Source organism: Croceicoccus mobilis, assembly GCF_001661965.1.
GTDB classification, from domain to species: Bacteria; Pseudomonadota; Alphaproteobacteria; order Sphingomonadales; family Sphingomonadaceae; genus Croceicoccus; species Croceicoccus mobilis.
This window is the reverse complement of sequence record NZ_LYWZ01000022.1, coordinates 35,037-57,068: the sequence shown is the minus strand read 5'-3', so window position 1 is coordinate 57,068 and position 22,032 is coordinate 35,037. Positions and strand designations below refer to the sequence as shown.

The window sequence follows — 22,032 nt, the reverse complement described above, 5'->3', positions numbered from 1 at the left end:
TGCAAAACTGCAATCGGTGGCGGGCTCACGCCGCCTGCGCGCCGTCTACGTGTTCTGCCCCCACCACATAGCCCAAGGCGGCGATGAACTGATCGGTCGCCGCGTCCCAGCTATAACTTGCGCCATATTCGGCGCAGTCGGTGCGGTCCGCCAGCAATGCGCGGGCGATGGCGGCGTCGAGATCGTCGTCGACCGCGCCGATGGGGCGGGCAAGCTCGCCCGATCCGCCGCGTCCGTCGGGGCCGACGATGTCGATCGGGCCCTGCACCGGATAGCCCGCGACCGGAACGCCGCAGGCCAATGCCTCCACCATGACAAGGCCGAAAGTGTCCGACCGGCTGGGAAACACGAAGCAATCCGCTGCCCGATAGGCACTGGCAAGGGCTGAACCGGTTAGCTTTCCGGTGAATACGGCCCGCTGATAGCGCTGCTTCAACGTGGGCAATGCCGGGCCATCGCCCACGACCACGCGGGTGCCGGGATGGCCACAGCCCAGGAAATCGTTGAGCCCCTTTTCTGGGGCGACACGTCCGACATAGATCAAGACGGGGCCGGGCAGGGCGGCCAATTCGGCATCGGGCGTAACCTGCGCATTGAACAGCTCGGCATCGATCCCGCGCGACCATGGCGCCAGCGGACCGATGCCGCGCCCCGCCAGTTCCTCGCGCAGCGATGGCGTGGCGGCCAGCACGGTGCGCGACGGCGCGTGGAAACGCCGCATGACCGGCCAGAAACGCTCCGCCGACAGCCCTGTGCGCACGGCGGCGTAATCGGGGAAACGCGTGTGGAACGCGGTGGTGAACGGCATGGCGTTTTTCAGGCACCAGCGCCGCGCCGCCCAGCCGATCGGCCCTTCGGTCGCGATATGGACGATATCGGGCGCGAAGGCGGCGATGCGGCGTGCCGCCACCGCGCCCGGTTTCAGCGCCAGACGGATTTCCGAATAGAACGGCATCGGCATGCTGAGGAACTGGTCGGGCGTCAGCATCTCAACCACATGTCCGCGCCCGCGCAGGCGCGTGACCGTTTCCTGCAGCGTGCGGACCACGCCATTGACCTGCGGCACCCATGCGTCGCTGGCGATCAGGATACGCATCAGGCGGGCTCTTTCTCGCGCTCCGGCTTGAGCGCTGGCGCAGGCGTCAGCTTCGCGCGGGCTTCGCGTTCGCGCATGTCGGCTGCGTGGTCGATGATGCGCATTTCGCCGTCGGCTTCCTCGACCAGAGCGGTGCAGCTTTCGACCCAGTCGCCGTCATTGTAATAGGTGATGTCGCCGATCTGGCGGATTTCGGCGCAGTGGATATGGCCGCAGACCACGCCATCCACGCCAATCTCGCGCGCGGCATGGGCGACGGCCTCTTCATAGTCGCAGACGAACTGGACGACGTTTTTCACCCGGTGTTTCAGGTAAGCGGACAGCGACCAGTACGGGAGCTTCAGCATCCGCCGGGCGGCGTTGAAACCGACATTGGCTTTCAGCAAAAGCTCGTAAGCCTTATCACCCAGAAACGCGAGCCAGCGGGCATAAAGCACGACGCCGTCGAAGGCATCGCCGTGAGTGACCAGCAGGCGGCGGCCATCGGCGGTGACATGAATGGCCTCGTCCGCGATCTCCACGCCGCCGAAGTGCATGCCGGCATAGGCGCGCAGCATCTCGTCATGATTGCCCGCGACAAGGATCACGCGGGTGCCCCGGTGCGCCATCTTCAATATGCGGCGCACGACTTCATTATGTTCGTCGGGCCAATACCAGCCCTTTTTCAGCCGCCAGCCATCGACGATGTCGCCAACGAGATAGAGCGTCTCGCACTCGATCCCCGACAGGAAGTCGATGAGCAGGCCCGCATTGCAGCCCTTCGTTCCCAGATGCACGTCGGAGATATAGACGGTGCGATATTTGCGTTTGGGGCGAAAGCCGCGCGGTTCGGGATGGCTCAGCCAGTCGGGCAGCGATCCCGGCATGGGCATGGCGGTGGTCAGGCCGTTCTCGATCAGCTTCCGTGCAAAGGCATTGTGTTTCATCGTCCGGACCCCCTTTGGATCTGCGCCAAACCCTTGGCGAGTGACATGAACTTCGTGCTGATGCCGCCATGTCAGGCCGGTGTTGCGGTTTGGTGGCGATGTGACGGGGGTGTGACGGCGCGCTGGGCAAAGCTGTGGAAAAGCTGGGGGCGACTTGTGCGTTGCCGCACGCACCGGTGGCTATCGCCTGAGATGACAGGCAATACTGGGCCTTGAAATGCTGACCAGCTTGCAGATCCGCAATATCGTGCTGATTGAAGCGCTTGACCTTGCCTTCCCGGCAGGACTCGGCGTGCTTACGGGCGAGACGGGGGCGGGCAAGTCGATCCTGCTCGATGCGCTGGGTCTCGTGCTGGGGAACCGCGCCGAAACATCGCTGGTGCGCGCCGGCGAAGCGCAGGCGAGCGTGACCGCGACTTTCGAATTCACCCCCATGCCCGCCTTGATCACCGAGGTGCTGGACGATGCCGGCGTCGAGATGGAACCGGGCGAGCCGCTGGTATTGCGCCGTCAGGTAAAGGCAGATGGCGGGTCGAAAGCATTCATCAACGGCCAGCCTGTTGGCGTTGCCGTGCTGCGCGCCTTGGCCCCGGCGCTGGTCGAATTGCACGGTCAGCATGACGATCGCGGTCTTGTGAACCCGCGCGGGCATCGCCTGCTTCTCACCCGCTATGCCGGGATGGACGAGGGCGAGGTGGCTTCGGCATGGAACGCTTGGCGCAAGGCCGAGGACGCGCTGGAAGCCGCCATCGCCGCCATCGCCAATGCGGAAGCCGAGCAGGAACTGCTGGCAGCGCATGTCGAGGAGCTGGAAAAGCTGGGGCCCATGCCGGGCGAGGAGGAGCAACTGGCTCTGGCTCGCGCCGACATGCAAAAGGGCGAGCGGCTGGCCGATGATCTGAAAGACCTCGGCCATGTCTTTACCGGCTCTGACGGCCCGCTGGCGCAATTGCGTAGCGCCGCGCGCAAGCTGGACCGGATTGCCGAGGATCATCCCGCGCTGGGTGAGGCGCTGGAGGCGCTGGACCGCGCGCTGATCGAAGGGGGTGAGGCGGAAGAGGCGCTGAACCGCGCAAGCGAGGCGCTGAGCTTCGACCCGCAGGTTCTGGACGATACCGAAGAACGCCTGTTCGATCTGCGCGCCGCCGCGCGGAAACACGACACCACGGTCGATGCCCTGCCGGCGAAGCTCGAAGAGATGAAGGCCGCGCTCACCGATATCGAGCATGGCACCGAGCGCGTGGCCGAATTGAAGCGCAAGGCGTTCGACGCGGGCGCGCATTACCACGCGATCGCCGAAACGCTGTCGACCGCGCGGGTGGAAGCGGCGCGGCGGCTGGACAAGGCGGTCGCGGCAGAGCTGGCGCCGCTGAAGCTCGATGCCGCGAAATTCCGCACCGCGATCCAGCGCCTGCCCGAAGATCGCTGGGGCGCGCATGGCATCGACGCGGTCGAATTCATGATCGCGACCAATCCGGGCGCGCCTTTTGCGCCGCTGAACAAGATCGCATCGGGCGGGGAACTCTCCCGCTTCATCCTCGCGCTGAAAGTCGCGCTGGCAGAGGAGGGCGGTGCGGCCGTCATCATCTTTGACGAGATCGACCGCGGGGTGGGCGGCGCGGTGGCCGATGCCATCGGCGACAGGCTTTCGCGGCTGGCGAGCGGCACGGCCAATGGATCCGGCGCGGCGGGACAACTTCTTGCCGTCACCCACAGCCCGCAGGTCGCCGCACGTGGCGGCAGCCATTACATGATCGCGAAATCGAGCCAGGGCATCGTCACTCGCACCTCCGTCCGCCAGCTGGACAAGGGCGAGCGGGTCGAGGAAATCGCCCGCATGCTTTCAGGCGCGGAAATCACGCCCGAAGCGCGCGCGCAGGCCGAACGCCTGCTCGAAAAGGTCTGAGGGGGCAGGCGATGAAGGAACTGACCGAAGAGGAGCGCGAATTGCGCACCGACCGGGTGGAGCGCGGCGGCTTCCTGCTGTTCCTTGCGGCCATCACCGTGCTGCTGGCCGTGATCGCATGGCCATTCCTGTCACCATTGTTCTGGGCGATGCTGGCTGCGATCATGTTCCAGCCGCTGTTCCGGCGCATCCATTCGAACATGCCCGGAAAGCGCAATCGCGCCGCATTTTTGACCCTGTTGATCATCACATTCGCGGTCGTCATCCCGCTGCTGATCATTGGCATCATGATCGTGCGGCAGGCGACCGAACTTTACATCCTGCTGCAGGAGCAGCAGCTTAACGCGGTCGATTATTTCCAGTGGGCCTATGACGCATTGCCCGCGCGGGTGCAGGGCTGGGTCGACAATGCGGGCTATAATGATTTCGAGGCGATCCAGGAACGGATCGAATTGCTGATCGAAGCCAGCGTCGGGCTGATAGCGCGGCAGGCGCTGGCGATCGGCGGCGGGGTCGCGGGCTTTGTCCTGTCGTTCGGCGTAGGCCTGTACGTCACTTTTTTCCTGCTGCGCGATGGGGAGATGCTGGGCCCGCAATTGCGCGATGCGCTGCCCTTTCCGCCTGCGGTCTCCGTGCGGCTGGCTGACAGCTTCGTCGCGGTCGTGCGTGCCACCATTAAGGGATCGCTGGTCGTCGGGCTGGTGCAGGGCGCGCTGGGCGCGATCACCTTCTGGATCGCGGGCGTGCCCGCTGCGCTGCTGTTCGGCCTGTTGATGGCGATCCTGTCGCTGCTTCCGGCGGTGGGCACCGCGCTGGCGTGGATTCCCGTGGCGATCTGGCTGCTGTCGACGGGGCAGATCTGGCAGGGCGTGGTGGTTGTCGTTTCGGGTGTCTTCGTCATCGGGATGGCCGACAATGTGTTGCGCCCGATCCTGGTGGGCCGGGACACCGGCATGCCCGACTGGATCATCCTGATCACCACGCTGGGCGGCATCGCGATCCTTGGCATGACGGGGATCGTGGTGGGGCCGGTGGTTGCGGGGCTGTTCCTGTCAAGCTGGACGATCCTGCGCGAACAGCGCGACGCCCAAACCCAAACCCGGCCCCAATCAGTGCCTGCCGACGGTGAGGGCGCCTAGGCCCCCGCGAAAGAGCGTGAGATAGGTGCATGGCTTGGCCCTCTCCGGCTCACCCTTCGGCACGACGGTTCGTGTCGTCAGCTTGTCCGGCGGCTATCGCTAAAATCATGCAAATCGCCGCAATATGCATGATCTGCGAGCGGAAATTCACGGCCTGAAATTATACAAAATATGTATTTATCGCCGTTTGCGTCTGGTCGCGGCGAATCGGATTCTGCCTGCGAATCCGGTCGACACGCACAGGCTTTTGCCCCATGCCAGAAACCGTTCTGACGCAGAAAGTCACGCATCGACAAGCTATTAACGGAATTGTTGCCGGGCGCGGCTTGTGGTGCGGGGGCCGCGCCCGGCGCAGTAGGGGTTGGCTACTGCTGATGGCACTATGCATAAGTCGCTGTCGAATGGCTAATTAATACGTAGTTATTCGCAAAAATATGTAAGAGGTGGTCCATTATGGAACCGGGTCGTCTGAGCCTCATTCCCTCTGCATGAACCATCCCGATTTTCCCGGCTGGCTGCATGCTCTGGCCATGGTCTCGCTTTCCCTCGCCTTTGTTTCCAGCGCCATCATCATGTTCGACATTCGCCGTCATCCGCAAAAGATGGCGGTGATGAACTGGGTCTGGCCGCTTACGGGTCTGTTCGGGTCGGTGCTGTGGCTATGGCTGTATTGGCGCCACGGTCGGGCCGATGGATCCGGGGTCGGGGGCAATGCCGGCCGGCAGCCGGTCTGGGCAAGGTCGCCAAGGGCGCGAGCCATTGCGGCGCAGGCTGCACCCTGGGCGACATTATTGCCGAATGGGCGGCCTTTGCCTTTCCGGCCATCGCGGTGTGGCTGGGCTATCGCAGCATCTTTGCCGAGGAGATATTTGCCGTCTGGGTGCTGGATTTCATCCTCGCCTTTGGGATCGGCATCGTGTTCCAGTATTTCGCCATCGCGCCCATGCGCGACCTTTCCTTTGGCGAGGGGATCCGCGAAGCGATCAAGGCCGACACATTCTCCATCAGCTCGTGGCAGGTGGGCATGTACGGGATGATGGCGATCATCCAGTTCGGCTGGTTCCGCGCCGCGTTTGGCGCCGTTGCCCCGGTCGACACGCCCGAATTCTGGTGGGCCATGCAGGTCGCCATGCTGGCAGGGTTCGCCACCGCCTTTCCGGTCAACTGGTGGCTGATCCGCAAGGGCGTGAAGGAGGCGATGTAGCCTGCCCGATCATCGGGCGCGTTCAGTCGGCGGCGGGTCTTGCCACCGGCAGGCTGAGATAGATCAGCGAAATCGCTGCCATCGCGCCATATTGCCACGACCCGTGATCGGGTCCCGTGCCCAGCGGCATCTGCCATAGCTGGTACCCGGCGATCGCGATCACCTGAAACAGGCCCCACCAGTTGGCAATGGCGCAGCCCAATCCGATCTTCGCCCATTTCTTGCCTGCCTCGAATGCCTCGTCATCGGCCGCGCGCAGGAAAAACAGGACGAAGCCACCATAGATGCACGCGGCAGCGGCCGCACCCTCCAGCGCGAAGACGAGGGCCATGGCGATCACGATCGCCCAAGCGGGCGCCACTGGCAGCAGCGTGACCGGATAGGCGGCCTGATCCGCATGGCTGGTGGTATAGGTGAAGAAGTCGAAGGCCGCGCCGACATTGGCGATATTATGGGCAAGATAAAGCAGCGCCATGGCGCCGATGATAAAGCTCATCAGCGCCTTCAGTATCCGGTCGATCATGCTAACAGTCCCCCCGTTTACATCTGATCGTGCGCCCCTATGGCGGGTGCATACCATGCCAGAGGCAAAAGGACGAACCGAGTGGCGCTTGACGGGATCACCGAGGCCGAGGCCGCGAACGAGCTGATGCGGCTGGCGCGCCAGATCAGGCGGCACAACAAGCTTTACCACGCCGAGGACGCGCCCGAGATTTCGGACGCCGAATATGACGCGCTTGTCCGCCGCAATGCCGAGCTGGAAGAAGCCTTCCCGCATCTGGTGCGCCCGGATTCCCCGTCGCAGGAGGTGGGGCACGAGGTCGCGGCCTCGCCCCTGTCGAAGGTTCGCCACGAGGTGCGGATGATGAGCCTCGACAATGCGTTTTCGGACGAGGAAGTCGAGGATTTCGTCGCTCGCGTGCGCCGTTTCCTGCGGCTGGATGCTGATGAGCCGGTCGTGTTCACTGCAGAGGACAAGATCGACGGGCTCTCCTGCTCGCTGCGCTATGAGGACGGCAGGCTGGTCCGCGCCGCCACGCGCGGCGATGGGCAGGTGGGGGAGGATGTGACCCCCAATGTCGCGCATATCGCCGACATTCCGCAGCAGCTCACGGGCGACAATATCCCGGACGTGTTCGAGATCCGCGGCGAGGTCTTCATGGCCAAGGCCGATTTCCTCGCGCTCAACACCGCGCAGGAGGAGGCGGGGGGCAAGATCTTCGCCAATCCGCGCAATGCCGCGGCGGGCTCACTACGGCAAAAGGACGCGAGCGTCACCGCCAAGCGACCCCTTCGTTTCTTCGCGCATGGCTGGGGCGCGGCGAGCGAGGTGCCCGGCACCACCCAGATGGGCGTGATGCAGCAGATCGCGGACTGGGGCGTGCCCATTTCTTCCGCCTTGATCCGGTGCAAGAGCGTGGAGGCCATGCTCGACCATTACCGCCTGATCGGGCGCGACCGGGCCGGGATGCGCTATGACATCGACGGCGTGGTCTACAAGGTCGACCGGCTCGATTGGCAGCAGCGGCTGGGCTTCGTGGCAAAGGCGCCGCGCTGGGCGATGGCGCACAAGTTCCCGGCGGAAAAGGCCGAGACGGTGGTGGAGCAGATCGATATCCAGGTCGGGCGCACCGGCAAGCTGACGCCGGTGGGCCGCCTTGCCCCCGTGCTGGTCGGCGGGGTCACCGTCACCAATGTCACGCTCCATAACCGCGACGAGATCGAGCGGCTGGGCGTGCGCCCCGGCGACCGCGTGGTGATCCAGCGCGCGGGCGACGTGATCCCGCAAGTGGTCGAGAACCTGACCCGCGAAGACAAGCGCGACCCATTCCCGTTCCCGGACCATTGCCCCGAATGCGGCAGCGAGGCCGTGGCCGAGGAAGGCGAAGTCGATGTGCGCTGCACCGGCGGCCTGATCTGCCCGGCCCAGCGAACCGAGCGATTGAAGCATTTCGTCAGCCGCGCCGCATTGGATATCGAAGGGCTGGGCGAGAAGACCATCGACGAATTCTTCGGGAAAGGCTGGCTCGAAAGCCCCGCCGACATCTTCCGGCTGAAGGACCGGCGCGAGGATATACTTGCGCTGGAGGGGTGGCAGGACAAGTCTGTGGACAATCTGTTGGCTTCTGTGGAAGCCAAGCGCCAGCCGGACGCGGCGCGGCTGCTCTTCGGTCTGGGCATCCGGCACATCGGCGCGGTCACGGCCCGCGACATCATGAAGGGGCTGGGCGATATTCACCGCCTGCCCGATGTCGCTGCCAGGCTTCACGCCTATCGCACCGAAAATCCGCAAGGGGCCAGCGAAGCGATCAGCCCGTTCAAGGCCCGCATGGCCGAAACCGCCAAGGAAATGCTGGGCGGCGCGGACGGCATCGGCTGGGCCGTGGGCGAGGCGCTGGCCGATTTCTTTCACGAGGAACACAATCGCGAGGTCTGGGCCGACCTGATCGGGGCGCAGCCGGGCGAGGGCGTGGTGAACCCGCCGCCCTATGTCGTCGAAACACAGGAGAGCCGCGTATCGGGCAAGACGGTGGTCTTCACCGGCAAGCTTGAGACGATGAGCCGCGACGAGGCAAAGGCGCAGGCCGAACGACTGGGCGCGAAGGCGGCAGGGTCCGTCAGCGCCAAGACCGACCTGCTGGTCGCTGGCCCCGGCGCGGGGTCGAAGATGAAAAAGGCCGAGGAGCTGGGCATCGAGATTATCGACGAGGCGGGCTGGGCCGCGATCGTCGCCGAAGCTGGCTGAGCGCCGCCTGAGACAAATTGCCCGCCTGAGACAAACTGCCCGCTTGAGCCGTCGCCGCGGCAGGGATAGAGCACAGGCCATGGAGGGTTTCCGCCACAGCAGGCTTCATGCCGTGTGGATCGCGCTGGCGCTTGCCTTTGCGGTGCGTGCGCTGGTGCCTGCCGGGTGGATGCCTGCCGAGCTTGGCGGCGGGTCGGTGCTGATGCCGTGCCCGACCGATGCGCCCATGGCGCGCCTGTTCGGTGATGTGACCGCGCCCCAAAGCGCGCATGCCATGCATGGCGGTGAGATGGCCGAGGCGGCCAGCGGCGATCCGCATGACGCGCCGCCCTGCGCCTTTACCGCGCTGGCGGTCGATACGCCGCAGCCTCCCTTCGCCGATCTGCCGCAGCCCCCTTTGCCCGAAGCGCAGCGCGCCATTCCCGTGCGCGCGGCAATCATCCTTGCCCGCCTGTCGCGCGAACGGCCGCCGGGCCGCGCACCCCCTGTCATCGCCTGATCCGCTGCTGGCCCATGGCCGGCAACAGACACGCGAAAAGACAGGACTATATTCATAATGAAACGCATGATCCTGCGCGGCACCGCCGCGCTTTGCGCCATGGCGGCCGCGATGCCCGCCATGGCTGATGACACTATCAAGGCCCCCAACGATGCAGCCGATAGCGCCGCCATGGCGGCCATCGCCGCTGGTGAACCCATCGTCGTCGAACCGACGCTGATGCACCCGACGGCGGGTCTGATGAACGACCACATGCACGAAGGCGGCGAATTCATGATTGGCCTGCGCTGGCAGCGCGACCGTTTCGACGGCGCGAACCAGTCGGGCACCGGCAAGATTAGCGACGAGGCGATTTACGACGCGGGCTATGCGGTGAAGGCGCGGTCCATGACGATGGACATGGTGATGCTCGACCTGATGTATGCGCCGACGCAGGATATCACGCTGATGGTGATGCCGATGTGGATGCGCCACGCCATGACCATGGAGGGCATCGACCCGATGTCGGGCATGGACGAGATGGACATGAACTCGATGGCGATGGAGGACATGTCCACCGGCCACTCCATGCTCGGCTATGGCGAGACGATGAGCCATGCGACCGAGGGCTTTGCCGATACGCTGGTCTCGGCCTCCTATCGCCTTGTGCGCAGGCCCGGTTTGGATGCGCATGCGACATTTGGCGTGTGGGTGCCGACCGGATCCGTTTCGAAACGCGGGCACAGCGGCAATTACGTCCATTATTCGATGCAGCCCGGCAGCGGGACATGGGATATCGAGCCTGCGCTCACCGTCTCCTTCCACGATGGCGCGTTCGGCTATGGTGCGCAGGGCAGCTATAAATGGCGGGCCGAGGACCGGAACGCGCGCGGCTATCAGCTGGGCGACCTGGCGAAACTGTCGGGCTGGGCCAGCTATGCATTAAGCCCGCGCGTGGGCGCGGTCGCCCGTCTGGGGTGGGAACACAAGGGCGCGATCGAGGGGCAATATGAAAGCGATTTCAGCGTCGCTTCGCCCGCCGACAATCCTGATAATTACGGCGGTGACACGGTGCGGCTGGGGCTTGGCTTCAACGCGCTGCTGCCCTTTGGCGGCAGCCCTTCGCCGCAGATCGGCGTGGAGTTCAACGTGCCCCTCTATCAGGACCTCAATGGTATCCAGTTGCCGCAGGACTGGCGCCTGTCGGTCGCGCTGACCCGCACCTTCTGATCTATCGGGTGCCGCCGCCCTCTGGCTGCGGCACCCATTTCATGACCGAGCTTTCGAATGGCGTCCATGCGCCGGTGGGCAGGCCCGCCTGCCGCAATGTTGCGCCGGTCCATTCGTTGCAGGTGAGATACGCGGTATAGGTGCCGCGCGCGTCGTAGAAGACATCGTTCGTGCCATAGCCGGGATAGCGCTGCCGCTCTGGCGATCGGGGCGGCAGGTCGCGCAGCAATGCGCGGACCAGCGCCCGGTACTGATCGTGAGAGATCCGCAAGGGCCGGTAATTGGCACCCGGCTGCGGGTTCACCCAATGCTCCACATGCATCAGCCCATCGCCGCCCAGCGCCACGACCCGCAGCACCAGCCAGGGCGACAGGTCAGCCCATGTCGGCGTGTCGATGAAGACTTCCTTCTGCCCCCAGCTGATGCCGAGATGGGTATAGGGGCGCGACGGATCGGCAAGCTCGCTGGCGGGGAAGATGCGGCTCCAGTCCATGTCGGGCGACTGGATCGGCACCACGACCATGGTGTGAACGCCATTGGTGCCGATCATGATTTCGACGCCGTCAGCGGCCTGCCGGAAATCGCGGTTCGACGGGATGGACGATCCCACCCATCCCGCGAAGAAATAGGCGCCCAGCAATAGCGCCGCCCAGCCGATGACGGCGCGGGCGATCCGCCCCGTGCGCTTCAGGGCGCGGATCAGCGCGCGGCGCGTCGGCGCAGCCACAGGATCGACCAGTCGCCATTGACCACGCGCTTTGCCAACCGGAACCCGGCGCGGAAACAGGCGCGGCGAACCGCCTCCTCCTGCGTGGTCAGCAGCCCTGCCAGCAAGAGATTGCCGCCCGGCGCGCAGATCTTTGCAAAATCGGGGGCCAGCTCGATCAGCGGCCCCGCAAGGATGTTGGCGATGACAAGGTCATAGGGCGCACGCCCCTGTATCAGCGCATTGTCGCAGCCCGCCGCGATGGTCATCACCAGCTCACCCGCGCCGCCGCCCATGGTGAAACCGTTGGCGGCGGCATTGTCCTCCACCACCTGCGTGCACACCGCGTCGATATCGGATGCCAGCGCCAAGGCGCGCGGCCACAGGTCGAGCGCGGCAAAGGCCAGCAGGCCGGTTCCCGTGCCGATATCGGCGATGTTGCGGGCGGTGACGCCTTCGCCTTTCATATGCGTCAGCATGGCAAGGCAGCCCGCTGTCGTCGCATGCTGGCCGGTGCCAAAGGCCTGGCTGGCGGGGATCAGGAAATCGCGCACGCCGGGTTCGTCGATGGCGGGGTGGTCGCCGGTATGAACGTGGAAGCGCCCGGCGCGGATCGGTTGAACCTGCGTCTGGCTCATCACCAGCCAGTCGGTTTCGGGCAGTTTTTCGGCGGTCAATTCGGGCGCGCCATCGGCGAACAGCGCGGCAACTGCGGCCTTGTCCTTCTTGGTGGGCTTCCTCGGCAGCCATGCCTCCAGCTGCCAGTCGAGCGGCCGCTGCTCCTCGATCTCGCTCCCGGCGAGCACGATCTCGGGGTCCCAGTCCCACACCTCTTCATGCGCAAGGAGGGCGGCCTGAACCACGTCGCGTGGGGCAAAAGCGGTGATCTTCCAGCTCATTGCGAAGCTTCCTTGGCAAGCAGCCGGTCCAGCCCGGCTTCGGCGCGCTGCGCATAGGCCTTGCAGCCATCAGCATCGACCAGCGGCTTGTCGCCCTCGATCCGCTGATACATCGATGTCGCCTGCGGATGCGGGCTCATCACGATGTCGCAGGGAAGCGCGGCCACTTTGGCAAAGGCGGCGCGTGCGGCGGCCACGACTTGCGGGTGGTCGGTGAAGCGATAGCCGCCAAGCCCGAATGTCGTGAGCGAATCGACATAGGCCATGCGCTGGCACGTCCCGCTAGCGCAGCTTTCCCATGTGTAGCTGGCGGAGCCGGGCGCATGGGCAGGGGTGGCGTGAATGGTGACGGCGATAGGGCCGACCTGCATCACTTCTCCATCATGCACGATGCGCGTTACCGCCACCGGCGCCATGCCGCGCAACTCGCTCGCCTGCGGGTCGGCGGGGTCGGCCTTGCCGCTTTTCAGCAGCTCCGCGGTATGGGGCAGGGCTGCGACCGGCGCGCCCGTGATCTGCGCCAGTTCGGCCAGACCGCCCGAATGATCGAAATGTTCATGGGAGAGGAGGAGAAGCTTCACATCCTTCGGATCGAAACCCAGCGCGGCGATATTGCCTGCGATGATCTGCGCGCCCGGCGTGTCGGCGGCGTCGATCACGACATGCCCCTCCGGCGATGCAATCAGCAGCGCCGTGATGCCGCAGGTGCCGATATCATAGACATTGGCATAGACATGCACCGGCGGGGCGGGATCGTCCCAGCCGCGACCGTCGCAATCGCCCAGCACGCCGGTTGGCGCATGCTCATGCACATCGTCCTGCGCCTTCGCGGGGGTGGCCGCGGCCAATGCAGCGATCAGGGCAAGCGCCTTAACGAACATAGCTGGCTCCATTGGCGTCGAGCACTGCGCCGGTCATGCTGGGCGGGGCGTCGCTGGCGCAGAACGCGGCCATGGCGGCGATTTCCGTGGGCAAGGCCACGCGGCCCAGCGGGATGTCGTTGAGAAGCGCCGGCCCGCCCCGGCTGGCGAGATAATCCTCGGCATTGCCGCCGCTGGAATCGGTAAAGCCCGGGCAGATCGCAAAGGCCAATATGCCCTTCTTCGCATAGGCGCGCGCGATGGTCTTGGTCATGGCGACTTCGCCCGCCTTGGCCGCGGCATAGTGCCAGTGATCGGGCGAATCGCCGCGATAGGCGGAGCGGCTGGCGATATTGACCAGCCGTCCCGGCAAGCCGCCTTCCAGCCACCCCTTGACCGCAAGGCGCGAAAGCTGCGCCGCGCTGGTCAGGTTGACGCGCAGGCAGCGTTCCCATTCGGCCAGCCAGTATGCGTCGGTGCCGCTGATGGGGCTGGCTTCGAAAACGCCGGCATTATTGACCAATACGTCGATGCGCCCCGATGCGGTATCGGCGGCCAATGCGCAGGCATCGTCCCAAAGCCGCGCGGTCGCGGCTGCGTCGGACAGGTCGGCGGCCAGCGTCATGGGGCCGGCGGCGCGGGTTCCGTGGCGGATCACGGCAAGGCCGCGCGCTTCCAACGCGCTGGCGATGGCCGCGCCGATGCCGCGACTCGATCCGGTGACAAGCGCGGTCGGCATGGGCTGGCCCGCAGCAGGAGAGGTTTCAGGCTTCATGGCGGCTGCGGTAATGATGGCGGGCCGCCGCATCAAGTCATGGCAGCGCGCCCATGCGTCGGACAGATCCCGGATGTGCGGCCCGCCGAGGGCACCCTTGGCAGCAGCCCTTGCCGCAAAGGCGCGATTCGCCGGTCGCAACTGCGGCGAAACGACTGCCCAATGGTTCAGGAACTGCGATAAACCCTTGCCTCTGTGCCCGCGTCCTGTCATTCGCGCCCGCAGCACCTATTGAAAGGCGGCGCCCTTGCATGCCCTGTATGCATATCCAGCGCGCGCCGCAGCCGCAGGGGATTGATTACCATGGGTCATCCAACGGGAGCCGCGAAACGGCCTCTCTCTCCGCATCTCTCGATCTGGAAATGGGGTCCGGCGATGGCCGTCTCCATCCTGCACCGCGTGTCCGGCAATGCGCTGGCGGTTGCGGGCCTTGCCGTTTTGCTCTGGTTCGTCGGCGCGATCGCCGGCGGCGCGGCTTCCTATGAGACGTTTCAGTCCGTCATGGGCAGCCCGATCGGCATCATCGTCCTGATCGGCATCAGCTGGTCGTTCTTCAACCACCTGATGAGCGGCATTCGCCACCTCGTCCTCGACGTTGGCGCAGGCTACGAGGTGGAACGCAATAATCGCTGGTCGGTGATCACCATCCTGCTCGGCATCCTTCTTACCGCCCTGTTCTGGGCGGTGATCATTCTCGTCTGACGGAGGCGGTTCATGGGTAACGGAACTCGCATCGGCCGTGTGCGCGGGCTAGGCTCGGCGCATGAGGGCGCGCATCACTGGCTGCTGCAGCGCTTCACCGCGATCGGCAATCTCATCCTCGTGCTGTGGCTGGTCTTCAGCCTCGCCATGCTGCCCGATTACAGCTTCGCGACCGTGTACGGCTGGCTCTCCAGCCCGTTCTCGGCCACCGCGATGGTGCTGCTGATCATCTCGACCTTCTGGCACGCACGCCTGGGCATGCAGGTGATGATCGAGGATTACCTCGGCGGCGCCAATCGCTTTGCCGCGATCCTGCTTCTCAATCTCGTATTCCTCTCGCTGGGCGTCTTTGGCGTCATCAGCGTGATCCGCATCGCGCTGGGAGGCGCGTAAGATGGCTGAAACAACTGCACCCGCCTACAAGATCATCGACCACACCTACGACACCGTCGTCGTCGGTGCAGGCGGTTCGGGCCTGCGCGCCACCATGGGCAGCGCCGAAGCTGGCCTCAAGACCGCGTGCATCACCAAGGTGTTCCCCACCCGCAGCCACACCGTGGCGGCGCAGGGCGGCATCGCGGCTTCGCTGGGCAACAACACGCCCGACCACTGGACCTGGCACATGTACGACACCGTCAAGGGGTCGGACTGGCTGGGCGACCAGGACGCGATCGAATACATGGTCCGCGAAGCGCCGCAGGCCGTGATCGAGCTGGAGCACGCGGGCGTTCCGTTCTCGCGCAACCCCGAGGGCACGATCTACCAGCGCCCCTTCGGCGGCCACATGCAGAACATGGGCGAAGGCCCGCCGGTGCAGCGCACCTGCGCCGCGGCCGACCGTACCGGCCACGCCATGCTCCACGCGCTGTATCAGCAGTCGCTGAAATATGACGCGGACTTCTACATCGAATATTTCGCCATCGACCTGATCATGGTGAATGGTGAGTGCAAGGGCGTGATCGCCATGTGCATGGACGATGGCTCGATCCATCGCTTCCGCGCGCATGCCGTCGTCCTCGCCACCGGCGGCTATGGCCGTTCGTATTTCACCGCCACTTCGGCCCATACCTGCACCGGCGACGGCGGCGGCATGGTACTGCGCGCTGGCCTGCCCCTGCAGGACATGGAATTCGTGCAGTTCCACCCGACCGGCATTTATGGCGCGGGCGTGCTTATTACCGAAGGCGCGCGCGGCGAGGGCGGCTATCTCACCAACTCCGAGGGCGAGCGGTTCATGGAACGCTATGCCCCCTCGGCGAAGGACCTGGCATCGCGCGACGTCGTTTCGCGTTCGATGGCGCTGGAAATCCGCGAAGGCCGCGGCGTGGGTCCGCACAAGGACCACATCTTCCTGCACCTCGATCACATCGATCCCAATGTGCTGGCAGAGCGTCTTCCCGGCATTACCGAAAGCGGCAAGATCTTCGCGGGCGTCGACCTGACGAAGCAGCCTTTGCCGGTGGTGCCGACCGTCCACTACAACATGGGCGGCATCCCCTGTAACTATCACGGCCAGGTCGTGACCATCGGCGCCGATGGCGATCCCGAAACCGTGGTCCCGGGCCTGTATGCCGTGGGTGAAGCGGCCTGCGTGTCGGTCCATGGCGCGAACCGCCTCGGCTCCAACTCGCTGATCGACCTTGTCGTGTTCGGCCGCGCAACCGGCCACCACCTCAAGGACAACATCAAGCCGGGCACGGCGCACGACAACCTGCCCAAGGACAGCGCGGACTTCGCATTGTCGCGCCTCGACCACTTCCGCTACGCCAAGGGCGGTTCGCCGACCGCGGTCATCCGTGACGAGATGCAGCGCTGCATGTCGGCCCATGCCGCCGTGTTCCGCACCGACGAATCCATGGCCGAGGGCAAGGAAAAGCTGGCTGCGACCTACAAGAAGATGGAAGACATCTCGGTTGCGGACACCTCGCTGATCTGGAACTCGGACCTGATCGAGACGATGGAACTCGACAACCTGATTTCGCAGGCTTCGGTCACCATGCACTCGGCCTTCAACCGCAAGGAAAGCCGCGGCGCCCACGCGCACGAGGATTACCCCGAGCGCAACGATGCCGAATGGATGAAGCACACCGCCAGCTGGTTCGACGGCTGGGGCGGCAAGGGCGGCGGCGTGAAGCTCGACTACCGCCCGGTGCATGAATTCACGCTCACCGACGATGTCGACTACATCAAGCCGAAGAAGCGCGTTTACTAAGCCGCTTTGTTCGCTGCCGAAAAGAGGGCCGGGGGCGCAAGCCTGCCGGCCCTTTTCCTTGTCTTCGAGATTAGCTGCATACAGCGCGGCGCTTTGCTGCTAGGGGATTGTGCATCGCAGCAAAGATCCCCCTGTAGGCTTCTGCGACTGAGAGACCCGATGTGCTCCCGCTTACGACGAGGAGGACATCATGTCCCTGCCCAGCCATTTTTTCGATCATCATGACAGGGCTGCCAGCCCCGCGGCGATGGATAGACTTGGGGTCCCGCTCGATCACCGCCTTGGCGCGGCGGCTGCGATCAGCTGGACGGCCAGTGCCAGCAGGCGCGTTCTCAGGGACCGTGTCGTCATGGCTCAGGAAGCGAGGCGCGCATGAGCAGCGATGTCATCCGCCCCTTCCTCATCGCCAAGGATGAAACCGGCGCCTACCGCCTTACGGTCCGCGATGTGCATTATAATTCGCAGGACTACCCGGTGGTGACCTCGCATCTCCAGGATGAGAGTTTCACGACCATGGGCGCGGCCAAGGCGTTCGCGAAAGAGAAGTTCAAGGCAAAGACCGGCGAATTCGCGATGAAGTGATCGCCTGCCATCGTGCCGATGGGTAGGGGCTGATCGTCAGACCACAGCCAGCACGACAGCGGCGAGAAGATGGGTCGCCATGTGCGCCATCATCGCGGCTTCCAGCCCGCGGCGCACGAATAGCATGCCGAACAATATGCCGGGAATGGCATTGCCCAGCAGCACTGCCATCACCAGCGCGCCATCGGCCCCGCTTTCCAGAGCGTAAAGCGTGGGCAGGTGCCCGGCTGCGAACAGCGCAGCGGCAAGTCCCACCGCCATGGCGGCGATACCGGGCGGCAGGCTGGCAGGCTTTCGCCACATCAGCCAGCCCAGCCATGCGAACAGCGAGACGAGGCCCCAGCGGGTCATGATCTCCTCGGTAATTCCGCCATACAGGACGCGGGTGAGGAGCGGCGTGTCGAAGCCGGTCGAGCCCGTCAGCGAAGAGCCGGGGCCGAGCTGATAGAGCACCAGCACTGCCGCCCCGATCACGCCGACGACCAGAGCGGGCAGCCACTGCCGCTTTAGCGCGGGCAGCGGGCTTTCGCCGTCGACGACCGCGCGAATGGCGGGGGCCTGCAGCCCGATTTTAGGCGCGGTCAGGCTGCCCACCAACACGGCAAGGCAGGTCAGAATCGCAGGCTGGATCAGCGCCAGCGCGCGCAATGCGATCGGCGAAAGCTCGGTATCGACCAGCAGTTCCATCGGCAGCAGCATCAGCGATGCCACGCCGACCAGCCCCAGCAGCAGGATCAATTGCCAATGTTTCACGCGCATCGTTTCCCCGTATTTCACAGGGCGCGATCTAGCGGCAGGAGCGGGACGTGTACAAGCGCCGATCAGGGCTTTGCCATGGCAGCGATGGCCTCATCCACCGGCACGTCGCCCTCGGTCAGCTCGATAATGGTGCGCGACACCTGCGGCGCGTCAACGATCGCGGCCAGCGCGGCGGCGACATCGTCACGCGGTACGGTGCCATATTCCAGCGCCAGCCCGGCCTTGACCCGGCCCGTGCCCGCATCGTCGCGCAGCGTGCCCGGTCGCAGGACCACCCAGTCGAGATCGCTTGCGGCCAGATGCGCATCGGTGCGCTTTTTCACGCGCATGTAGTTTTCGAAACCGGCTTTCGGTTCGGAATCGCGGCCCGCTTCGGGAAAGGCGGAGACATGGATGAAGCGGCTGATGCCTGCCTGCCGTGCGGCTTCGACCGCTTTTTCAAGGCCATCACCGTCGACTGCATTGGTAAGGTCATAGCCTGCCCCGCCTGCGCCTGCGGAAAATACTACCGCATCGCTGCCCTGCATCGCGCCGGCCAGTTCGGCAGCGCTCATCTCGACAAGGTCGGCCTCGACCGACGACGCGCCATCGGCTTCCAATTGCGCTGCCTGTTCGGGCTTACGGTGCATCGCCATGGCCTTATGCCCGGCGCGGGAGAGTAGCGGCACGAGGCGCGAGCCGACCTTGCCGGCGGCCCCGATGATGAAGATCTGCATGGGTAATTCCGTGAGTGGGGAATGGGGGAGTGCCCCATCTGGCCCCGAAACTCACAAATGTAAGGGGCGCTTACTCCGCTGCCGTCTCTACCCGGCGGACCGAGAGGATCTTCACCGGCTCGGCCAGCATCTGCCCCTTCATCCAGCCTTCGCCCTTTTCAGGGTCGATGGGCGCGTTCCAGATCGCCTCCACCACCTCCATGCCCGAAACGACATGGCCGAATGCGGCATAGCCTGCGCGCCGCGCCGGGTCTTCATTGTCGGGATCGGCGTCGAGGCCGTACATGTCGCCCAACAGGATCGACCAGTCCCCGGTCGCACTTCCCGGCTCCAGCATCGCCATCGAGATCGCGCCCTTCGTGTGTTTCACGCCCGTCTCGTTCGTGGGTTCGTGCGGGATCGGGGGAAGGAGGCGGGCCGGATCGTTCTGCGCGCCGCCCTGGATCAATCCGTTGGGCTGCTCCCCCCATTTCAGATGCATGGCGCGATAGAACACCGTGTCGTCGAACCGCTTTTCGTCGGCATAGCGCAGAAAATTCGCCGCCGTGACCGGCGCGCGCTCGACCTCCAGAGCGAGGGTGATCGTGCCCATGGTGGTGGTGATCGCGACCAGTTCGGTCGCCGGTTCCGCCGCCGGGTTCGCGGCTGTGGGTGCGATCGGCTCGGCCTGCGCCGCGGCGGTCGCAGGCGTCGTCATTTCTTGCGCCTGCGGAGCGGCGGGCGGGGTATCCTGCGCGGCGGCGGGCACCGGGATCGAGGCGAGGAACAGGGCGGGCAGGAGAGCGAGCGCTTTGATCATGGCGGCCTTTATCGCCAGCAGGCCCGGCCAGCACAAGTGGTCAGGTCAAGGTCCATCCGCCGACGAACGACATATGCCTTTCGACCGGCGACATGGTTGCCCGGCCTCCACCGTTTACAAGCGTAATCGAATCCGTTTACACCTGTAATCGTAGTGAAGGGGGCAAGGCCCCCGCCAAGGGAATCACCATGACAGACAACGCCGCCCATCCCAATGAACGCATTTCCGAAGCCGAGCAGGCCGTATTGGAAGCGCTGTGGGACGCAGGCGAGCCGCTTACCGCCGCCAGCGTGGCGCAGCGCGTGGGTGAGAGCAGGGGGTGGAGCCTTGCCACGGTCAAGACGCTGCTGTCGCGGCTAGTGGGGAAAAACGCCATTGCCACCCAGCCTGACGGCCGCCGCTTTCTCTATTCGCCGCTGATCGCGCGTGAGGATTTTCTGGGCCACGAATCGCGCCGGCTGGTCGACCGCCTGTTCGGCGGCCGCGCCGCCAGCCTGTTCGCCCATCTGGCCGAGGCCGAGGCGCTGACCGAAAGCGACCTCAGCGAGATCGAAACACTCTTGAAGGAGCTGCGCAAATGACGGGGACTGCCTTGCTCGACTTCGCGATGGATACGATGATCGGCACCAGCTTGCTGATCGCCGCCGCCCTGCTGCTGCGGCGGCCTGTCGCCCGTTTCTTCGGCCCGCGCGCCGCCTATGCGCTGTGGCTGCTGCCATTGGCCCGGCTGATGATGCCGCCGCTGGTGCTGCCCGCGTGGATCGGGCCCTATATCGATCCGGGCATGGCGCGGGCAGCCGCATCTGCCGAACCGGTCGCCACGGCGCTGCCGGTCGATACCGTGGCTCCGGTCGCTGTCCCTGCTGCCATGGGCGATCCTGCGCCCGCCTTGATCGCGCCCGAAATCCTGACATCCGGCCTCATCGCCATCTGGCTCGGCGTTGCCATCGCCTTCCTTGTCTGGCGCTGGCGGTCCTATCACGCGATGCGCCGCATGTTGCTGGTCGGCGCGCGCCGGGTGGGGCAGTTCGAAGATATCCGCATGGTCGAGACCGCCGCTGTCGAGGCGCCCGTAGCCTTCGGCGTGCTGGACAAGGTCATCGCCATGCCGATCGGATACATGGCCAATGCTGACCGCGAAGGTCGCGATCTGGCCATCGCGCATGAAATTGCGCATCACCGGGGCTACGATCTCCTTGCCAATATCGCAGCGCAGCCGCTGATTGCGCTGCACTGGTTCAATCCGCTGGCCTGGGCCGGATGGCGCGCCATGCGCCGCGATCAGGAAGCGGCCTGCGATGCGCGCGTTATCGATACCCATGCCGATGGCGGCCGCGATGTGCAGGCCCGCGCCCGCTATGGTCAGGTCATCGCCGCTGCGGCGAAAGCCAAGAGCCAGTCGCCCGCCCTTTCGTCACCCCTTGCCATTGCCGCACCCATGGCCGGTTTCCGCGAAATCGCGCCGCGCCTGGGTGAAAAGGCCATTGTTCACCGTCTCAGGAGTCTTGCCATGTCCCCCAGCCGCCTGCGCCGTCGTCTAGGCATTGGCCTCGTTTCCGCCGCCGCGCTGGTCGCGATCCCGCTGACCGCATCGGTCTCCTATGCCGAGGCCGAGCAGAGCACCGTCAGCAGCGTTCCCGTCCCGCCTTCCGCACCCGCCGCCCCGGCTGCGCCCGAAGCCCCGCTTCCGCCCGAGGCACCTGCCGCACCGGAGGCTCCGGAAGTTGCCGACGGCAAGCATTTCGTCTGGATCAGCGAAGAGGATGGCGGCAGCGAAGATGGCAAGATCCGCAAGGAGGTGCGCGTCATCCACAAGGGCGAGATGACCGAGGCCGAGCGCATGCGTTTCGAGGCCGAGATCGAGCGCGCCACTGCCGAGGCGACCCGCGCCGGGGTCGAGGCCGCCAAGGCGGGTGCCGAAGCCGCCAAGGTCCACGCCTATGCCCATGCTCAAACGATGCGCGTCGCGGCCAATGCGCCCGAGGTCGAGGAAAAGATCTCCGCCGATGGCAAGGTCCGCACGATCCGCGTGTTCAAGACCATCGACGGTAATCGCGAACTGGTAAGCGAGAACATCGTCGATGAGGGCGCGATCCACCGCGACGCGATGAAGGCCGCGATCAAGGGCATCATGGCGGCCCGCGCCTCGCTCGCGACCAGCACATCGCTTTCAGCCGAAGAGCGTGCCGAAGTGTTGGCGGAACTGGACAGCGAAATCGCCGAGCTGAAAGCCGAGATGGCCGAGCCCAATTGAGCGCGACCACAGTTCACATTCAATTCATCGCCAAAATAGCACG

The 22,032-nt window shown here is 65.1% G+C and carries 23 protein-coding genes; 13 read left to right on the top strand and 10 right to left on the bottom strand.

Going from position 1 to position 22,032, the window contains the following annotated elements:
* Window positions 1-25: 25 nt before the first annotated feature.
* Window positions 26-1,096 (bottom strand): glycosyltransferase family 4 protein, encoded by a 1,071-nt coding sequence (locus tag A9D13_RS07790; RefSeq protein WP_066772238.1) that lies wholly within the window; start codon window positions 1,094-1,096, stop codon window positions 26-28.
* Window positions 1,096-1,962: a UDP-2,3-diacylglucosamine diphosphatase gene (locus A9D13_RS07785; RefSeq protein ID WP_066773822.1), complete on the bottom strand. Its 867-nt coding sequence runs from the start codon at window positions 1,960-1,962 to the stop codon at window positions 1,096-1,098. Before A9D13_RS07785 ends, A9D13_RS07790 begins: the two co-directional genes overlap by 1 nt.
* A 277-nt stretch (window positions 1,963-2,239) precedes the next feature.
* Here A9D13_RS07785 and recN point away from each other — a divergent pair, with 277 nt between their 5' ends.
* The 3 genes from recN to A9D13_RS07770 all read left to right on the top strand — a co-directional run bounded on the left by recN (window position 2,240) and on the right by A9D13_RS07770 (window position 6,271).
* A complete protein-coding gene (gene recN, locus A9D13_RS07780; RefSeq protein ID WP_066772235.1) occupies window positions 2,240-3,928 on the top strand; it encodes a DNA repair protein RecN in 1,689 nt (562 codons plus the stop codon).
* Between the two features lie 11 nt (window positions 3,929-3,939).
* Window positions 3,940-5,067: an AI-2E family transporter gene (locus A9D13_RS07775; protein ID WP_066772234.1), complete on the top strand. Its 1,128-nt coding sequence runs from the start codon at window positions 3,940-3,942 to the stop codon at window positions 5,065-5,067.
* Window positions 5,068-5,728: 661 nt separating this feature from the next.
* Window positions 5,729-6,271, top strand: a complete 543-nt coding sequence (locus tag A9D13_RS07770; protein ID WP_229665167.1) for a DUF4396 domain-containing protein — start codon at window positions 5,729-5,731, stop codon at window positions 6,269-6,271.
* 22 nt (window positions 6,272-6,293) lie between these two features.
* On the opposite strand, the gene A9D13_RS07765 is transcribed toward A9D13_RS07770, so the two are convergent.
* On the bottom strand, window positions 6,294-6,794 hold the full coding sequence (locus tag A9D13_RS07765; RefSeq protein WP_066772231.1) for a DUF2165 family protein: 501 nt from the start codon (window positions 6,792-6,794) through the stop codon (window positions 6,294-6,296).
* Between the two features lie 39 nt (window positions 6,795-6,833).
* On the opposite strand from A9D13_RS07765, the gene ligA reads away from it, so the two are divergent.
* The 3 genes from ligA (at window position 6,834) to A9D13_RS07750 (ending at window position 10,725) form a co-directional block, all read left to right on the top strand.
* Complete coding sequence (gene ligA / locus A9D13_RS07760) at window positions 6,834-9,017, top strand: NAD-dependent DNA ligase LigA (RefSeq protein ID WP_172808124.1); 2,184 nt, start codon at window positions 6,834-6,836, stop codon at window positions 9,015-9,017.
* A 79-nt stretch (window positions 9,018-9,096) separates the two neighbouring features.
* Window positions 9,097-9,516: a hypothetical protein gene (locus tag A9D13_RS07755; protein ID WP_066772228.1), complete on the top strand. Its 420-nt coding sequence runs from the start codon at window positions 9,097-9,099 to the stop codon at window positions 9,514-9,516.
* 57 nt (window positions 9,517-9,573) lie between these two features.
* Window positions 9,574-10,725: a transporter gene (locus A9D13_RS07750; protein ID WP_066772226.1), complete on the top strand. Its 1,152-nt coding sequence runs from the start codon at window positions 9,574-9,576 to the stop codon at window positions 10,723-10,725.
* 1 nt (window position 10,726) lies between these two features.
* Here the strand turns inward: A9D13_RS07750 and A9D13_RS07745 are convergent, their stop codons facing one another.
* From A9D13_RS07745 to A9D13_RS07730, 4 genes are read right to left on the bottom strand one after another with little or no spacing between them, the layout of a single operon-like run.
* Entirely contained in the window at window positions 10,727-11,452 is a 726-nt protein-coding gene (locus tag A9D13_RS07745; RefSeq protein WP_229665165.1) for a DUF2459 domain-containing protein, read from the bottom strand.
* Window positions 11,425-12,330, bottom strand: coding sequence for a 50S ribosomal protein L11 methyltransferase (locus tag A9D13_RS07740; RefSeq protein ID WP_066772224.1), 906 nt, complete (start codon window positions 12,328-12,330; stop codon window positions 11,425-11,427). The genes A9D13_RS07745 and A9D13_RS07740 overlap by 28 nt, the downstream gene beginning before the upstream one ends.
* Window positions 12,327-13,211: a subclass B3 metallo-beta-lactamase gene (bla, locus tag A9D13_RS07735; RefSeq protein ID WP_066772222.1), complete on the bottom strand. Its 885-nt coding sequence runs from the start codon at window positions 13,209-13,211 to the stop codon at window positions 12,327-12,329. Before bla ends, A9D13_RS07740 begins: the two co-directional genes overlap by 4 nt.
* Window positions 13,201-13,929 carry an SDR family NAD(P)-dependent oxidoreductase gene (locus tag A9D13_RS07730; RefSeq protein WP_066773816.1) on the bottom strand — a complete coding sequence of 243 codons (729 nt, stop codon included), beginning with the start codon at window positions 13,927-13,929 and terminating at the stop codon, window positions 13,201-13,203. The genes bla and A9D13_RS07730 overlap by 11 nt, the downstream gene beginning before the upstream one ends.
* 339 nt (window positions 13,930-14,268) lie before the next feature.
* Here A9D13_RS07730 and sdhC point away from each other — a divergent pair, with 339 nt between their 5' ends.
* The 5 genes from sdhC (at window position 14,269) to A9D13_RS07705 (ending at window position 17,461) form a co-directional block, all read left to right on the top strand.
* On the top strand, window positions 14,269-14,667 hold the full coding sequence (sdhC, locus tag A9D13_RS07725; protein WP_066772220.1) for a succinate dehydrogenase, cytochrome b556 subunit: 399 nt from the start codon (window positions 14,269-14,271) through the stop codon (window positions 14,665-14,667).
* A gap of 12 nt (window positions 14,668-14,679) precedes the next feature.
* Entirely contained in the window at window positions 14,680-15,060 is a 381-nt protein-coding gene (gene sdhD / locus A9D13_RS07720) for a succinate dehydrogenase, hydrophobic membrane anchor protein (RefSeq protein ID WP_066772218.1), read from the top strand.
* 1 nt (window position 15,061) lies between these two features.
* Window positions 15,062-16,879, top strand: a complete 1,818-nt coding sequence (sdhA, locus tag A9D13_RS07715) for a succinate dehydrogenase flavoprotein subunit (RefSeq protein ID WP_066772213.1) — start codon at window positions 15,062-15,064, stop codon at window positions 16,877-16,879.
* 190 nt (window positions 16,880-17,069) lie between these two features.
* Window positions 17,070-17,255: a hypothetical protein gene (locus A9D13_RS07710; protein WP_066772211.1), complete on the top strand. Its 186-nt coding sequence runs from the start codon at window positions 17,070-17,072 to the stop codon at window positions 17,253-17,255.
* Window positions 17,252-17,461, top strand: coding sequence for a hypothetical protein (locus A9D13_RS07705; protein ID WP_066772209.1), 210 nt, complete (start codon window positions 17,252-17,254; stop codon window positions 17,459-17,461). The genes A9D13_RS07710 and A9D13_RS07705 overlap by 4 nt, the downstream gene beginning before the upstream one ends.
* A 36-nt stretch (window positions 17,462-17,497) precedes the next feature.
* On the opposite strand, the gene A9D13_RS07700 is transcribed toward A9D13_RS07705, so the two are convergent.
* The 3 genes from A9D13_RS07700 to A9D13_RS07690 form a co-directional block, all read right to left on the bottom strand.
* Window positions 17,498-18,220, bottom strand: a complete 723-nt coding sequence (locus tag A9D13_RS07700) for a CPBP family glutamic-type intramembrane protease (protein ID WP_066772207.1) — start codon at window positions 18,218-18,220, stop codon at window positions 17,498-17,500.
* A gap of 62 nt (window positions 18,221-18,282) precedes the next feature.
* The gene (locus A9D13_RS07695) at window positions 18,283-18,936 is read right to left on the bottom strand and encodes an NAD(P)H-binding protein (protein WP_066772205.1); all 654 of its coding nucleotides are present in this window, start codon (window positions 18,934-18,936) and stop codon (window positions 18,283-18,285) included.
* Window positions 18,937-19,006: 70 nt separating this feature from the next.
* Complete coding sequence (locus A9D13_RS07690) at window positions 19,007-19,735, bottom strand: peptidylprolyl isomerase (protein ID WP_066773814.1); 729 nt, start codon at window positions 19,733-19,735, stop codon at window positions 19,007-19,009.
* A gap of 188 nt (window positions 19,736-19,923) precedes the next feature.
* On the opposite strand from A9D13_RS07690, the gene A9D13_RS07685 reads away from it, so the two are divergent.
* Together A9D13_RS07685 and A9D13_RS07680 are read left to right on the top strand one after the other, a co-directional pair.
* Window positions 19,924-20,316 carry a BlaI/MecI/CopY family transcriptional regulator gene (locus A9D13_RS07685; RefSeq protein ID WP_066772203.1) on the top strand — a complete coding sequence of 131 codons (393 nt, stop codon included), beginning with the start codon at window positions 19,924-19,926 and terminating at the stop codon, window positions 20,314-20,316.
* On the top strand, window positions 20,313-21,989 hold the full coding sequence (locus A9D13_RS07680; protein ID WP_082922206.1) for a M56 family metallopeptidase: 1,677 nt from the start codon (window positions 20,313-20,315) through the stop codon (window positions 21,987-21,989). Before A9D13_RS07685 ends, A9D13_RS07680 begins: the two co-directional genes overlap by 4 nt.
* Window positions 21,990-22,032: the final 43 nt, after the last annotated feature.